The 14,892-nt window shown below is 69.3% G+C and carries 10 protein-coding genes; 4 read left to right on the top strand and 6 right to left on the bottom strand.

Translation table 11 applies throughout. The features are described from left to right. Window positions 1-319 precede the first annotated feature (319 nt). The gene (locus OG878_RS12795; protein ID WP_328886905.1) at window positions 320-934 is read right to left on the bottom strand and encodes a YceI family protein; all 615 of its coding nucleotides are present in this window, start codon (window positions 932-934) and stop codon (window positions 320-322) included. Between the two features lie 234 nt (window positions 935-1,168). Between OG878_RS12795 and OG878_RS12790 the strand changes: the two genes are divergently transcribed. Then, window positions 1,169-1,693 (top strand): hypothetical protein, encoded by a 525-nt coding sequence (locus OG878_RS12790; RefSeq protein ID WP_328886904.1) that lies wholly within the window; start codon window positions 1,169-1,171, stop codon window positions 1,691-1,693. A 73-nt stretch (window positions 1,694-1,766) separates the two neighbouring features. On the opposite strand, the gene OG878_RS12785 is transcribed toward OG878_RS12790, so the two are convergent. Next, a complete protein-coding gene (locus tag OG878_RS12785; protein ID WP_328886903.1) occupies window positions 1,767-2,993 on the bottom strand; it encodes a glycoside hydrolase family 64 protein in 1,227 nt (408 codons plus the stop codon). A 475-nt stretch (window positions 2,994-3,468) separates the two neighbouring features. On the opposite strand from OG878_RS12785, the gene OG878_RS12780 reads away from it, so the two are divergent. From OG878_RS12780 to OG878_RS12770, 3 genes are all read left to right on the top strand, one after another. Continuing rightward, window positions 3,469-7,341 (top strand): endo-alpha-N-acetylgalactosaminidase family protein, encoded by a 3,873-nt coding sequence (locus OG878_RS12780; protein ID WP_328886902.1) that lies wholly within the window; start codon window positions 3,469-3,471, stop codon window positions 7,339-7,341. Window positions 7,342-7,638: 297 nt separating this feature from the next. Next, on the top strand, window positions 7,639-9,222 hold the full coding sequence (locus OG878_RS12775; RefSeq protein WP_328886901.1) for an acyl-CoA carboxylase subunit beta: 1,584 nt from the start codon (window positions 7,639-7,641) through the stop codon (window positions 9,220-9,222). Window positions 9,223-9,306: 84 nt separating this feature from the next. Then, window positions 9,307-9,516, top strand: coding sequence for an acyl-CoA carboxylase subunit epsilon (locus OG878_RS12770; RefSeq protein ID WP_328886900.1), 210 nt, complete (start codon window positions 9,307-9,309; stop codon window positions 9,514-9,516). Between the two features lie 156 nt (window positions 9,517-9,672). Here the strand turns inward: OG878_RS12770 and OG878_RS12765 are convergent, their stop codons facing one another. The 4 genes from OG878_RS12765 to OG878_RS12750 form a co-directional block, all read right to left on the bottom strand. Then, window positions 9,673-10,254, bottom strand: a complete 582-nt coding sequence (locus OG878_RS12765) for a GTP-binding protein (protein ID WP_014048542.1) — start codon at window positions 10,252-10,254, stop codon at window positions 9,673-9,675. Beyond that, window positions 10,235-10,900: a DUF742 domain-containing protein gene (locus OG878_RS12760; protein ID WP_328886899.1), complete on the bottom strand. Its 666-nt coding sequence runs from the start codon at window positions 10,898-10,900 to the stop codon at window positions 10,235-10,237. The genes OG878_RS12765 and OG878_RS12760 overlap by 20 nt, the downstream gene beginning before the upstream one ends. Before the next feature lie 89 nt (window positions 10,901-10,989). Then, window positions 10,990-11,403: a roadblock/LC7 domain-containing protein gene (locus OG878_RS12755; protein ID WP_030980891.1), complete on the bottom strand. Its 414-nt coding sequence runs from the start codon at window positions 11,401-11,403 to the stop codon at window positions 10,990-10,992. Between the two features lie 10 nt (window positions 11,404-11,413). Then, window positions 11,414-14,605 carry a sensor histidine kinase gene (locus tag OG878_RS12750; protein WP_328886898.1) on the bottom strand — a complete coding sequence of 1,064 codons (3,192 nt, stop codon included), beginning with the start codon at window positions 14,603-14,605 and terminating at the stop codon, window positions 11,414-11,416. Window positions 14,606-14,892 lie beyond the last annotated feature (287 nt).

Here is a 14,892-nt window from a genome sequence, read left to right as displayed (position 1 = left end):
GTCGCGACTGTCCGGAAGTCGCCGAGCGGCGGTGTCCCTGTCGCGGCCGCTTCTTCGTCGTGGAGATGAGAGCCGCCTGCGAACCTCATGCGGAACGAAGACCGGAGAGCGTGCTTCCGTACGGCCCGCTCATGAACAGCGACGCCCGGACATCTTCCAGCCCCTTCCCGAGGCGGCATGCCGCGTGCCTCCGGGTGGGTCCGCGGCTCGGCCAGACACCCGATCCGGCCGGCCGACCGGACGCGAACGCCGAGCGCCCGCCTTCCTCCCCGGCGGGGGAATGGAAGACGGGCGCGCTCGGGTCGGGATTCTCCGTGGATCAGGCCTGCGGGGCGGTCTTGATCGCGGAGATGTCGAAGTTGAGCTTGACCTTGTCGCTGACCATCACGCCGCCGGTCTCCAGCGCCGCGTTCCAGGTCAGGCCCCAGTCGGAGCGGAGGATGTTCGTGCTGCCCTCGAAGCCGATGCGCTCGTTGCCGTAGGGGTCGGTGGCGGTGCCGTTGAACTCCAGGTCGATGGCGAGCGGACGCGTCACGTCCTTGATGGTCAGGTCGCCGGTGACGCGGTACGTGTCGCCGCCGAGCTGCTCGGCATGGGTGGAGCGGAACGTCATCTTCGGGAACTTCTCGGCGTCGAAGAACTCGGCGCTGCGCAGGTGGTTGTCGCGGTCGGCGATTCCGGTGTCGATGCTCTCGATCGTGACGTCGATGGAGGCGGTCGAGTTCTTGGGGTCCGAGCCGTCCAGGTTCAGGGTGCCCTCGTGTGCGCCGAAGGAGCCGCGGACGTTGGTGACCATGGCGTGACGCACGGTGAAGCCGATGCTGCTGTGCGACGGGTCGATCGTGTACTCCCCGGTCAGGGCAGCGAGGGCGGGGTCCACCGTGGTGGTGGCGGTGGTGGTTGCATCGGCGGACTTGCGGTTGAACAGAGCCATGGCTCCTCCTCGGGGGACGTGATCGAGCGGGGTCGAAGGTGTTGTTCAACCTTCAACGACATTCACCGTAGCCCCATCTTGTTCAAAGTTCAACATCTGGCGCGGATCTTTTTCGTGGCCCGTCCGGCAGGTCGTGGCGCCCGTCGCGCCGGTGCGCGATGCCCTCTGGCGGACGCGCGTAGAACTCGGGCACTATCTCCCTGCCCTTGTTGTCATGAGCAGGAGGAGTCCCCCATGGTGTCCCGAATGACACTGCGCCCCGTCCTGACCGCCCTCGCCCTCGTCCTGGGTGCGCTGTTCGTCCCCGGTGTCGGCGCCTTCGGTACCGGCGCCACGCAGGCGCACGCCGTCACCAAGCTCACGCACGCGCAGGCGACGTCCCGGTTCAGCTCGTCCGGCATCACCTGGTCGTCGTCCGGCGGCTGCTCGAACCGGAACGTCGCCACCTGCACGTCGTTCGACCAGCTCAACCTCGCCACCGCTCAGGGTGCCCAGACCCTGAAGAGCGCCACCGGCTGCGCGCTCAACATCACCGGCGGCACCGAGACCGGGCACGCCAGCGGTACGTACTCGCACTGGAACGGCTACAAGCTCGACTACGGCAAGTCCACCTGTCTCACCAACTACATCCACAGCGCCTTCGGTTACATAGGGCTCCGCGGTGACGGCGCACCCCAGTACAAGTCCGGCTCCGGGAACATCTACGCGGACGAGGGCAACCACTGGGACGTCCTCTACTACAACTGCGGCGGCTGCTGACGGCCCCGTGGGCAGGGGTGCCCCTGCCCGGCAGAGTCCGGGCGGGGGCACCTTGCGGATCATTCGCCGCGGCTCAGGAGCCCACGCTCACCGTGAACCGTCGCGGGTTGCTGTCGTTCGCCGCCCCGGAGACGTCCGGCTGGCCGTCGGGGCGCACGTCGTCGTACGGGAACGCGTACCCGATCGGGGTGTTCGCGTGCACCACGCGCGACCAGTGGTTCGTGACCGCGCCCTGGTAGTAGTCCGCCACCGATGTGCCGTTCGGCTGGTCGGGGTGGGTGAGCATGAGGGACCGGTTGAAGCCCGCCGCCAGCCGTGCCAGCAGCGCCTTCTTGTCGTCGGAGTCGCCAGGGTTGTTGGTGAACGGCCCGTGGTTGCAGGTGAAGATGTCCTTCGACACCGGCTTGGTGAAGGTGTGACCGCCGTCGAAGGTCAGGATGTCGCCGCTGACCCGGCCGGTCCGGATGCCGCGCCCGCCCTGGAGATCGATCCGCAGGTCCGTGCTCCGGTACTTCTCCCAGACCTGATCGATCTGCGCGGTGAACAGGTCCCGGAACGGCATCTGGTCCGGGCGGTCGAAGTACGGCGCCATCAGGTTCTGCGGCGAGATCACCCGCAGCACGCTGCCGTCCCCGCCGCGGATCACCAGCTTGTCCCAGGGCTGTCCGTCCGCCGCCGCCTGCGCGGTCAGCCCGTCGGCGATGCGCTGCACGGCGCCGCCTGGCAGGGGCGCGACCGTGTGCGTCGTGTCGCCCTCCAGCGTCAGACCGATCGGCAGCGCGGTGACCAGGTCGACGTAGCTGATGTTCGCGTACAGCTGCTGCGGGTTGAAGGTGAACTCGCAGAACGACCAGGTCCGCCCGTAGTTCGGGTCGGCGGACGTCGCGAACGCCGGCTCGACCAGTGCCGGGCCCGGGTTGAGGAAGAAGTCGAGCTTGCTGTCGCGTACGAAGTAGACGCGGGCGCCGTACATCTGAGGCAGCGTCAGGACGACCGGCCCGGCGCCGGCGGACTTCAGCGGGATGGCGCAGTCGACCGGCAGTGGAGTCTGCGGTGCGGCGGGGGAGTCGGGGCGGTAGACGCTGCCGTCCGCCCGCAGCAGCATCCAGCGGTCGGTGCCCTGCTCGTGGCCGGTGACGTAGGCGTGCACCGTGCCGGGCAACGAGCGGTTCTCCAGGGCCAGTTCGCAGGTGGCGGCCGCCGCCGAGGCGTGCGGGCTGAGGGCGCTTCCCCAGGTGGGGTAGGTGAGCGCGGTCGCCGTGGCGGCGGCGCCCGTCAGGAACAGTCTGCGCGAGATCACGAGGGACTCCTGAGGTGTGGGGGCCGCGGACGGGAACGATCGTGCGGGGGGATGGGGCAAGGGGGGGTCCGCGGTGTGCACCACTCTCGTGACGCCCGTGGTTGGCGTCAAGACTTGTGACTGAGAGCGCTCTCAGAAAATCGAATCCTTCGGAACTCGACGCTTGACTTCGGTAGTTGCCGGGGGAAACATCGAAAGGCCCGTGACGCATCCGTCAGGACCTGAACGCCGCGCCCGCCACGTTGCGAAGCTTCCGGGATCGCGGCGATCTCCCGGTCGTCCGGGTGGATCTGCGGCGTCCGTGCGCGGCGGGGCGACGGCCCCGCGTACCCGGAGGGGCTGGGGCCGAGACGCGTGAGGGGGCCCGGCCGGGCGGCGGCCCACTTGGACTTACGTAGCGCGGTTGTTGGACTGGCGCGCCCCTCGGAGCCGTACCTCGTTGACGGTGTCCCGACACGGGGACTACTCAGGGCACATGTCGCGAAGATTCACTTCGGCGGGCGCTGTCGCCGCCGCCTCAGCCGCCGTCCTGGCGCTCGTGGGGACCGCACTCCCCGCCGCAGCCGCCGCCCCCTCACCCGCCGCAGCCGGCGCAGCCGTCCCCGCGGACGCCGCCGTCATCGGATCCGCGCAGCTCTCGGTCGCCGTTGCCGACGACTTCCCGCGCGTCCTGTCGTACACCGACCGGGCCAGTGGAAGCCGGCTGTCCGGCAGTACGCAGCCGGTCACCGCGGTCACCCTCAACGGCGCCGCACACGCAGTGCAGTTGAAGGGCGCCCCCAGGGTCACCGCCTCGACCGCGCGGTACACGCTCGCCTTCCCCGACCTGCCCGGCGTCGAGATCGACGCCTCGCTCTCGGTCTCGGGACGGGCCACCACCTTCAAGGTGACGGCCGTCCGCGACACCGAAGCCTTCCGGGTCGGCACCATCGACATCCCCGGCCACGACCTGGTGTCCGTCGGCTCGGCGGACACCGGCGCCGCCACCGCATTCACCCGCCTCGACCCGGACTCGACGAAGACCGCCGACGTCTTCGCCAAGGTCACCACGGACACCGTCGCCGACAAGGCGCCGGTCGGCGCCTCGTACGCCATCGTCAACACCGGCACACTCGCCGCGGCCCTCGAGTCCAACTCCTCGTACGACAAGCCGGCCGGCGCCACCGGTGGCGACGACGCCCGGTTCTGGCACCAGGCCCGCAAGGCCGACGACGGAAGTGTCCGGGTCGGTGTCTGGTCCGGGCAGTGGACCTACCGCGGCGACGGCGCACCCAAGCCGGAGAGCGGAGCGAACCTGCCCTGGGCCAAGGTCGTCGTCACCCCCGACGCCAACGGTGACCAGACCGTCGACTGGCAGGACGGCGCCGTCGCGTTCCGCACCATCGGCGTCACCGCGCCCGGCAGCGACGACACCGCGGACCGGGTCATCACGCACATCCCGTTCAACTTCGCCAGCCAGGCCACCCACCCCTTCCTGCGCACCCTCGACGACGTCAAGCGGATCTCGCTGGCCACCGACGGCCTCGGCCAGCTGGCGCTGCTCAAGGGGTACGCCGCCGAGGGCCACGACTCCGCCCACCCCGATTACGGCGGCAACTACAACGAGCGTGCCGGCGGGCTGAAGGACCTCAACGAGCTCCTCAAGGACGGCAAGAAGTGGGGCGCCACCTTCGGCGTCCACGTCAACGCCACCGAGGCGTACCCGGAGGCCCACGCCTTCGACGAGCAGCTCGTCGACAGGACGAAGCCCGGCTGGAACTGGCTCGGCCAGAGCTACTACATCGACCAGCGCCGCGACATCAACAGCGGCGACCTCGCCAAGCGCTTCCAGCAGCTGCGCGACGAGACCGACTCCAACCTCAGCCTGCTCTACATCGACGTCTACTACACGCACGGCTGGATCGCCGACAAGACCCTGCAGTCCGTACAGAAGCAGGGCTGGAACGTCGCCAGCGAATGGGCCGACAAGTTCGAGCGCGGCTCGCTCTGGTCGCACTGGGCCAACGACCTCGACTACGGCGGGGCCACCAACAAGGGCCTCAACTCGCAGATCATCCGGTTCATCCGCAACAGCGAGAAGGACGTCTGGAACAACGACCCGGTCCTCGGCCAGAGCGCCATCGACGAGTTCGAGGGCTGGACCGGCGAGACCGACTGGAACGCCTTCTACGACAACGTCTGGCAGCGCGACCTGCCGGCCAAGTTCCTCCAGCAGGAGAAGATCACCCGCTGGGACGGCAACGACATCACCTTCACCGGCGGTGTCCGGGGCACGGTCGAGGACGGCAGGCGGACCTTCTACGACCACGGCCGCAAGGTGCTCAGCGGCACCGACTACCTGCTGCCGTGGGACGGCGGAAAGAAGCTCTACCACTACAGCAAGTCCGGCGGCACGAGCAGCTGGCCGGTGCCGTCCACGGGCGCGTACACCGTCTACAAGCTCACCGACAACGGCCGGGTCAAGACCGCCACGGTACGGCCCGTCGACGGGAAGATCACGCTGACGGCCACCGCCGGTCAGCCGTACGTCCTCTACCCGGACCACGCACCCGCCGCCGCCGACCCGAAGTGGGGCGAGGGCACCCCGGTCGACGACCCCGGCTTCAACGACGACGGGCTCGACGCCTGGTCGAAGACCGGCACCGTCGCGCGTGACACCGACGGTCAGGGCCGCAACAGCGCGAAGCTCTCCGGCGAGGGCACGGCCGCCGTCGCGCAGCGCATCACCGGTCTCAGGCCCGGCGCGCGCTACACCGCCTCCGCGCTGATCGAGGTCCAGCCCGGAGGGACCCGGCACACGACGCTCTCGATCGGCGGCAGGTCCGTGGCCGTGGACCGCTCCACGGCCAGGGACTACGTCGCCGCTTCGGACTGGCACGGCACGTACTTCCAGCGGGCCAAGGTGAACTTCACCGCCCCCGCCGACGGCCGGACCACGTTCCGCATCGAAGCGGCCGGCGACAGCACCGCGACGGTGCGCGCCGACGACGTACGGATCGTCGCCAACGCCCCGGCGACCAGGAAGAACACGGTCGTGTACGAGGACTTCGAGGACGTCGACCAGGGCTGGGGCCCCTTCCTCAAGGGCGACGCGGGAGGCTCCACCGACCCCCGCACGGTCATCTCCCAGCTGCACGCCCCGTACACGCAGGCCGGCTGGAACGGGAAGCTCGTCGACGACGTGATCGGCGGCAAGGAGTCCCTCAAGGCCCATGAGGAGAACAGCGGGCTCGTCTACCGGACCGCCCCCTGGACCGTGCCGATGGCCGACGGCCACCGCTACAAGGTGGAGTACGACTACCAGTCCAGCCACGCCGGTGCCTACGAATGGGTCGACGGCTACGACCGGATCACGGCCGCCGGTGACCCCGACGCGGTCGAGACCCGGACCACGGCGATCGGGCAGCAGCGCACCACCGGGCACTTCACCGAGACCGTCACGGCGGGCTGCGGTGACACCTGGACCGGGCTGCGCAAGCGCGACGACGCGCCCGACGGTGCCGACTTCGTGCTCGACGGGTTCACCGTGACCGACCTCGGTCCGGCCCCCGCCGGTGAGCAGGCCGCCTGCGGCACGCTCAGCGTCGACCCGGCGGCGGAGACCCTGGAGCCGGGCACGGCCAACCTCGTCGAGGCGAGCTTCACCAACTACGAGGCGACGGCCGCCACCGGCGTGTCGGTCGGCCTCACCGTGCCCGACGGCTGGACGGCGGAGCCCTCCGGTGCCGTCACCTTCGACTCGGTGGCGCCGGGTGCCGAGGTCACGGCCCGCTGGCAGGTCACCCCGCCGGTGGACGCCACGTACATGACGTACAGCGTGAGTTCGCAGGCCACGTACTCGGTCGGCGGGGCGCAGCGGACCCTCGGCGCGCAGACGTCCGTGCGCACCCTGCCGCCGCCGCCCACCACGGACAGCTGGGCCAGCGACCTCGACTGGACGGTGGCCGAGAACGGCTGGGGACCGGTCGAGCGCGACCTCTCCAACGGTGAGACGGGCACGGGTGACGGGACTGCTCTGACGATCGGCTCCACCGTCTACGCCAAGGGCCTGGGCAGCCACGCCCCGGCGAGGATCCGCTACTACCTCGGAGGCAGGTGCACCTCGTTCACCGCCGAGGTGGGTGTGGACGATGTACAGAAGACCGCGGGCAGCGTGCAGTTCCGCGTCACCGCCGACGGTACGGAGAAGGTGAAGTCACCGGTGCTGAAGGCGGCCGACACCGCCTGGTCGCTCACGGCGGACGTCACCGGTGCGAAATACGTCGAGCTGCTCGTCGCGGACGGCGGCGACGGCAACGGCAACGACCACGCGGACTGGGGGAACGCGCGGTTCCACTGCGGCGGCTGATCGAGCCGGCGTCGATCTGTGAGCGGGGAGGGGGCGGGGCCGGTCGTGGGCCCGCCCCCTCTCGGTAGCATGCCTCCCGTGCCTGCCGCGCCCGCCGACGGCGGTGTGCGGGCACCGGCCGCCGTGTGGAGTGCGCCACAGTGAGTCTTTGTCGAGCCTTCACAATCAGGAGCGGTTGGAAGCTGGTGGGTCGCCTGCATGGCGCATGGGTTCTGTCCAGCTCCACCAGGAAACGGGGCGGGAGACTGTACAGAGTCGACGGCAGGATTTTCTTGGTCGGCTTCGTAGGGTCGATACATGACCGTTGTGGACGAAACCCCGGGCGAGCCGAGTGACACCCGTGGCCGGGTGGCCGAACTGCTGGCACTGCGTGAGCAGGCGCGGCGCGGACCGAGTGACCGGGCGACCGAGGCGCAGCACGCCAAGGGCAAGCTGACGGCGCGTGAGCGCATCGAGCTGCTCGTGGACCCGGGTTCGTTCAAGGAGGTCGAGCAGCTGCGCCGGCACCGGGCGACCGGGTTCGGCCTGGAGGAGAAGAAGCCGTATACCGACGGTGTCATCACCGGTTGGGGCACGGTCGACGGCCGGACGGTCTTCGTCTACGCGCACGACTTCCGGATCTTCGGTGGCGCGCTGGGTGAGGCCCACGCCACGAAGATCCACAAGATCATGGACATGGCGATCTCGGCGGGTGCTCCGCTGGTGTCGCTGAACGACGGCGCGGGCGCCCGTATCCAGGAGGGCGTCAGTGCGCTCGCCGGGTACGGCGGCATCTTCCAGCGCAACACCCGGGCCTCCGGTGTCATCCCGCAGATCAGCGTGATGCTCGGCCCGTGCGCGGGCGGCGCGGCCTACAGCCCCGCCCTCACCGACTTCGTGTTCATGGTCCGCGAGACCTCGCAGATGTTCATCACCGGACCGGACGTCGTCAAGGCGGTCACCGGCGAGGAGATCACGCAGAACGGCCTCGGCGGCGCCGACGTGCACGCCGAGACCTCGGGCGTCGCGCACTTCGCGTACGACGACGAGGAGACCTGCATCGCCGAGGTCCGCTACCTGATCGGGATGCTCCCGTCGAACAACCGGGAGAACCCGCCCACCGTGGCGAGCGACGACCCGGCCGACCGGCGCGGTGACGTCCTGCTCGACCTGGTGCCCGCCGACGGCAACCGCCCGTACGACATGCACAAGGTCATCGAGGAGCTCGTCGACGACGGCGACTACCTGGAGGTCCACGAGCGCTGGGCCCGCAACATCATCTGCGCCCTGGCCCGGCTCGACGGCCAGGTCGTCGGCATCGTCGCCAACCAGCCGCAGTCGCTGGCGGGCGTGCTGGACATCGAGGCGTCGGAGAAAGCGGCCCGTTTCGTCCAGATGTGTGATGCATTCAACATTCCTATCATCACCCTTTTGGACGTACCCGGCTTCCTGCCCGGCGTCGATCAGGAGCACGGTGGAATCATCCGGCACGGGGCGAAGCTGCTCTACGCGTACTGCAACGCCACGGTGCCGAGGATCTCGCTGATCCTGCGCAAGGCGTACGGCGGTGCGTACATCGTGATGGACAGCCAGTCCATCGGTGCCGACCTGACCTACGCCTGGCCCACCAACGAGATCGCCGTCATGGGCGCCGAAGGTGCCGCCAACGTCATCTTCCGTCGGCAGATCGCCGACGCCGAGGACCCGGAGGCCATGCGGATCCGCATGGTCAAGGAGTACAAGGCCGAACTGATGCACCCGTACTACGCCGCAGAGCGCGGCCTGGTCGACGACGTCATCGACCCCGCCGAGACGCGCGAGGTGCTGATCGCCTCGCTCGCGATGCTCCGGTCCAAGCACGCCGACCTGCCGTCGCGCAAGCACGGCAACCCCCCGCAGTAGCCGAGGCGGCCGCACCACCGCGCACACCGCGCACCCCGGGCACAGCCCGCCCTGCACACTGCCGAGAAGACGGAGAACCCCTACATGAGCACTACTCCTGCCGAGTCCGTGCTGCGCGTCGAGAAGGGTCTTGCCGACCCCGAGGAGCTGGCCGCGATAACCGCGGTCCTGCTCGCCCGCGCAGCCGCAGCGCCCGCTGCCGCCGCCCCGGCCCACCGCAGCCGCACCCACGCCGGCTGGCGCCGCCTGGAGCGCACCCCGGGCTTCCGTGCCCCGCACTCCTGGCAGGGCTGACCACACTCGTCCTCTGCCGCCGGACGGGCCCGGAGCCGGTCTCACGGCCCCGTCCGGCGGCAGAGCACAGCACATGGCCACAGGCGCCCGCACAACCGAATGGCCCCGCACTCCCGAAGGAGTGCGGGGCCATTCGCATGTCCGGCGGGGCGGGCCCTACCGCAGGCGGGCCATCAGCGCGTGCTCCACGAGCGTGATGAGCGCGCTCTTGGCGTCCGCGCGGTGGCGTGCGTCCGTCGTCAGGATCGGGGTGTCGGGGCCGATCTGCAGGGCCTCGCGCACCTCGTCGGGGGTGTAGGGCTGGTGTCCGTCGAAGCCGTTGAGGGCGATGACGAAGGGCAGTCCGCTGTTCTCGAAGTAGTCGACGGCGGGGAAGCAGTCGGCGAGGCGGCGGGTGTCCACCAGGACGACGGCGCCGATGGCGCCGCGGACCAGGTCGTCCCACATGAACCAGAACCGGTCCTGGCCCGGTGTACCGAAGAGGTACAGGATCAGGTCCTGGTCCAGGGTGATACGGCCGAAGTCCATGGCCACCGTCGTGGTGGTCTTGTCCCCGGTGTGCGTCAGGTCGTCGATGCCCGCGGACGCGGACGTCATCACGGCTTCGGTGCGCAGCGGGTTGATCTCCGAAACGGCACCGACGAACGTGGTCTTACCCACGCCGAAGCCCCCTGCCACCACGATCTTCGCGGAGGTAGTGGAGCGGGCTGCTCCGCCGCTAGAGCTTGCGAAGTCCACTGAGCACCCTTTCGAGCAGTGTCACATCTGGCTGGCCGCCGGCGGACTCGTCGCCGCCGGGCTGATGGATAGCGACGAGTCCGGCCTCGGCCAGGTCGGCAACGAGGATCCGGGCAACGCCGAGGGGGATCGAGAGAAGCGCCGAGATCTCGGCGACCGACTTGATCTCGAAGCACAGCCGGCAGATCCGCTGGTGCTCGGGCAACTGCCCTTGCAGCCGGGACGGATCGGCCGTGGTACTGACCAGCGCCTCAATGGCGAGCTGGTAGCGCGGTCGGGTCCGGCCGCCGGTCATGGCGTACGGACGGACCAGCGGGTTGTGCGCCGCGGGAGCGGCAGGCTCGGAGGCCCGCCGAGGCTGCACCGGCTGAATGCGGGGCTGCTGGGGCGAGTCGATCCGGTGCGGGCGCTGAGGATGCTGCGGCTGCTGCCAACCGCCGTCCTGCGGCTGATGCCACCCGCCGTCCTGTGCCTGCTGCCACCCGCCGTCCTGCGCCTGCCGGCGCGGGTACGGCTGCTGGGGCTCGTAAGGCTGCTGCGAGCCCTGTCTGCTGGGTGTGGAGGGGAAGTTGAAGCGATTGTCCCCGTGCTCACCCGGTGTTTGCTGACCACCGTCGTATTGGTGTCCGCCTGGGGGTGTTGCCACGATTCCTCCTCCGACTGCCGGTCCCGATCCCAGTGGGGCCGCGCCACCGCACCTTATGGTGCGGTGGCGCGAAACGCACTGTGTGTCTACTAGTTAAGAAGACTTCCCTGAAGTTCGGCGCGGAGGTCCGGGGTCAGGACGGTGCCCGCGCGGTCGACCAGAAGGGCCATTTCGTACCCAACCAGACCGATGTCGGCGTCCGGGTGGGCAAGAACAGCCAGCGAAGATCCGTCGGAGATGGACATGATGAAGAGGAATCCCCGCTCCATCTCCACAACTGTCTGGTTCACCGCGCCGCCCTCGAAGATCCGGGAGGCGCCCGCGGTCAGCGAGGTCAGGCCGGAGGCGACGGCCGCCAGCTGGTCGGCGCGGTCGCGCGGGAATCCTTCGGACATGGCCAGCAGGAGTCCGTCGGCGGAGACCACCACCGTGTGCGACACCCCGGGGGTGTTGTCCACGAAGTTGGTGATCAACCAGTTGAGATTCTGCGCCGCCTGGCTCATCGGGCTCACACTAACGCTCCTGGTTGTAGGTAGTACTTGTGTCCGAACCAGCGTCACGACCCCGCTGAATGCCCCGACGCAGGTTGCTCAACCTGCCCCGGACGTCCTCAGGGGCGCGGGAGACCTGAGGGCCGCCCTGCTGGGTCTGCTCCGCCGTGCCCTCGACCAGATTGGCCTTGGGCACTCGCCGGGGAAGCCCGGACGGAGTGACCCCGCCCGCCTTCGGCTCCCTGAGCTTCTCGGCCCGCTCCCAGCGCTCGTCGTTCGTCGAGCGCCAGTCGTCGGAGCCGCTCCCGTCCTGCAGCGCGGGCGACGGCCCCTGCGGCTGCTGCTCTGCTGCGACGGACTGGTCGTTTCCGCGGCCGGTGGGCTGCCAGTGCTGCTGACCGCCCCGGCGCGGCAGACCGGCATCGGTCATCTCACGGCCGGCGTTCGGGGTGTGACCCGGACGTTCGAAGCCTACGCGCTCCTGCGGCTCCGCGGGGGCGCTCGCGACAGATTCCGGTTCGGCCTGGGACATGGGCTCGTAGGCACCCTGGTACGCGCCCTGATCTGCCCACTCCTCCTGGTGGGGCTGGGCGGCGAACGGGTCCTCGTAACCCTGCTGGGCAGTGTCCGCGGTGGCATATGCCGCCTCCGGATAGCCGCCCTGCGCGGGGTAGTCGGTGGACTCCGCGTAGCCGTTGCCGCTGCTGTACGGGTCGTAGCCGCCGTCGTACGAGCCCTGCGCGTACTGGTTCTGCTGCTGACCGTTCGGATCCTGCTGCGGGTCCTGTGCGTACGCGTCGTCCGCGTAGGAGCCGTCCTGGAAGGCGCTGTCCTGGTGCGAGGCGTCCTGGAACGCCTCGTCCTGGAACTGAGGGCGTTCGCCCCCTGTCTGGGCCTCCAGCGCGGCCCGGCGCTCCTCACGCATCAGTGAGCGGCCCACCGGGTCCAGCTGCGCGGGATCGACCTGCTCCTCGTAACGCGAGTCGTCGAAGCCGAGCTCGGCCGCCGTGCGCATCTGGGGCATGTGCGGCTCGAAGGCCTGCTGCCGCGGAATGATCGAGGAGACCGTGAAGTCGTCCTGGACGGGAGCCGGTTCGAGCTCGCCACCGCCACCGTGGGTGATCGCGTCCGGCAGCATGACCAGCGAGGTGGTTCCGGCCTGCTCGCCCGAGGGGCGCAGCTGGACCCGGATGCCGTGCCGGTCGGCGAGCCGGCCGACCACGAAGAGACCCATCCGCTGGGACACCGCGGCGTCCACCGTCGGCGGGTTGGCCAGCTTGTGGTTGATGTCCGCGAAGTCCTCGGCGGTGAGGCCGATGCCCTTGTCGTGGATCTCGATCATCACGCGGCTGTCCGGCAGCCGGGTCGCGGTGACGCGGACCTTGGTCTGCGGCGAGGAGAACGTGGTGGCGTTCTCCAGCAGCTCGGCCAGCAGGTGCACGAGGTCGGTGACGGCCTGACCGTGGATCTCGGTCTCCGGGACGCCGGAGAGCTCGATGCGCTCGTACGACTCCACCTCGGAGGAGGCGGCGCGCAGGACGTCCACCAGCGGAACCGGCTGGTTCCAGCGGCGGCCCGGCTCCTCGCCGGCGAGAACGAGGAGGTTCTCGCCGTTGCGGCGCATACGGGTGGCCAGGTGGTCCAGCCGGAAGAGGCTCTCCAGCTGGTCCGGGTCGGCCTCGTTGTTCTCCAGGTCGGTGATGAGGGTCAGCTGGCCCTCGATCAGCGACTGGTTGCGGCGCGACAGGTTGGTGAAGATCGCGTTGACGTTGCCCCGCAGCATGGCCTGCTCGGCCGCCAGCCGCACCGCCTCGCGGTGCACCTGGTCGAACGCGCGGGCGACCTCGCCGATCTCGTCCTGGGTGGTGATCGGGATCGGCTGGACCCGGGTGTCGACCCGGCCCGGCTCGGTCCGCGACAGCTGGTCGACGAGCATCGGCAGCCGCTGCTCGGCGATCGAGAAGGCGGCGGTACGCAGCTGGCGCATCGAGCGGCTCATCTGCCGGGCCACGAGGCCGGCCAGGACGAAGGCGACCAGCAGCGCGACCAGCACGATGGCGGCGTTGACGATGGCGGCGGTCTTGGCGTCGGACGAGATGTTCGCGGCCTCGGTCACCGCCTTGTCGACGAGCTCCTCCTCGACCGTGGTGTAGCCGTCGAACTTGGCGGTCGCGGCGGCCATCCAGGTCTCGGGGGTGATCCCCATGGCCTTCAGGTCGTCGGGCGACTGCCCCTGGCCGATCTGCTGGGCCATCCCGTCGAAGACCGAGCCGTCGATGCTGGGCGGTGCGACGAAGGGCACGCCTGCCGCGTCGGCCTGCGCCTTGGCGGCCTTCAGCTTCGCGGCGCCCTCGGTGGCCTTGCCGGCCATGACCTCCTTGAGGCGGGTCGCGTCCGCCTGCGTACCGCCGGAGATGTACTCGCCGAGGGCGATCTGCTCCAGGTAGTTGTACGAGCCGAAGGCCTTTACCTGGGCGTTGAACTTGGCGTTCTGCTGGCTCGGACGCACCAGCAGGTGCATACCGATGGAGCGCTGAAGCGATTCTGCGGCCTTGGCCAGCTCGATCGCGTAGACCGTACGGCCGTAGCTCGTGATGTTTCCGGTGCCGAGGCCCAGCTCGTTGCAGAACTCCATCAGGGAGTGCTGGACCTTGACGTAGCCCTCTTCCGTCTTCACCGGGTCCATGGCCTCGGCGTAGGCGGCCTTGCGCAGGTCGGAGAGCTTGGGCTCCTCGAGCCGGAAGAGCTGGATGCGGCGCTCCAGGCCCTCCTTCTTAGGCCTGCCCTCCAGGGACTGGTCGAACTTGGTCTTGGCTGCGTCCGTGGTGGCTCGGACCTGCGAGACGATGGCGGCGTCGCGCTTGTTGGACAGCAGGGACTGGGCGGACAGGTCACGCTCGTTGAGCAGTGCCTGGCCGTACTCCGAGGCCGCGCGCACGATCAGCGCGGTCTTCTCGGCGTCCTGGGCCTCTCTCCAGGTGTCGACCGACCCCTTCACCTGGAAGCCGCCCATGACCAGGCCGACCAGTACGGGAATCAGAAGGATTGCGTTCAGCCGGGTGGGTACCCGCCAGTTGCGCGGGGACAGCCGACTTGTGCTGCCACCGGCCGGTGCCTCTTCGGACACTTCGGCGGGCGCCGCCGCGGTGCGCGGCGGCGGGGTGAAGTTGCCCCGCTCCTGCTGCGCCGCGGAGCCCTCGTTGCTACGCCTCACTCGACCAACAACCTCTCGGCGTCGGCACCTACGCTGTGCCGTTTTTCGTTCAGGGCCGTACTACTCGGGAGTTTCGTCGAATTGCAGCACGGGGACCGGCCGCGTTCCAAACAGTCGGAATCAGCCATTCCGAGTGGTCCAGGCCCTAGATAAAACGGGCATAAAGAGCGAGCCCCGCCAAAAGGCGGGGCTCATGTGAGCGCAGCGGCACCAATTGAATGCAACGGGTATTGATGCCGGAGCAATTCTCATTCGAAACGTTATGAACACGGGGGTGGATCGTGTCA

The organism is Streptomyces sp. NBC_00316 (assembly GCF_036158715.1).
Lineage (GTDB): Bacteria > Actinomycetota > Actinomycetes > Streptomycetales > Streptomycetaceae > Streptomyces.
Note: the sequence above shows the minus strand (reverse complement) of the source record. Positions and strands in the feature narration are given on the sequence as shown.

What these genes read in the sequence shown, in the direction of transcription:
- OG878_RS12770 (WP_328886900.1), top strand. Translation starts at nt 9,307, where the DNA reads ATGAGCACTACTCCTGCCGAGTCCGTGCTGCGCGTCGAGAAGGGTCTT.
- OG878_RS12790 (WP_328886904.1), top strand. Translation starts at nt 1,169, where the DNA reads ATGGTGTCCCGAATGACACTGCGCCCCGTCCTGACCGCCCTCGCCCTC.
- OG878_RS12780 (WP_328886902.1), top strand. Translation starts at nt 3,469, where the DNA reads ATGTCGCGAAGATTCACTTCGGCGGGCGCTGTCGCCGCCGCCTCAGCC.
- OG878_RS12795 (WP_328886905.1), bottom strand. Translation starts at nt 934, where the DNA reads ATGGCTCTGTTCAACCGCAAGTCCGCCGATGCAACCACCACCGCCACC.
- OG878_RS12755 (WP_030980891.1), bottom strand. Translation starts at nt 11,403, where the DNA reads ATGAGCCAGGCGGCGCAGAATCTCAACTGGTTGATCACCAACTTCGTG.
- OG878_RS12775 (WP_328886901.1), top strand. Translation starts at nt 7,639, where the DNA reads ATGACCGTTGTGGACGAAACCCCGGGCGAGCCGAGTGACACCCGTGGC.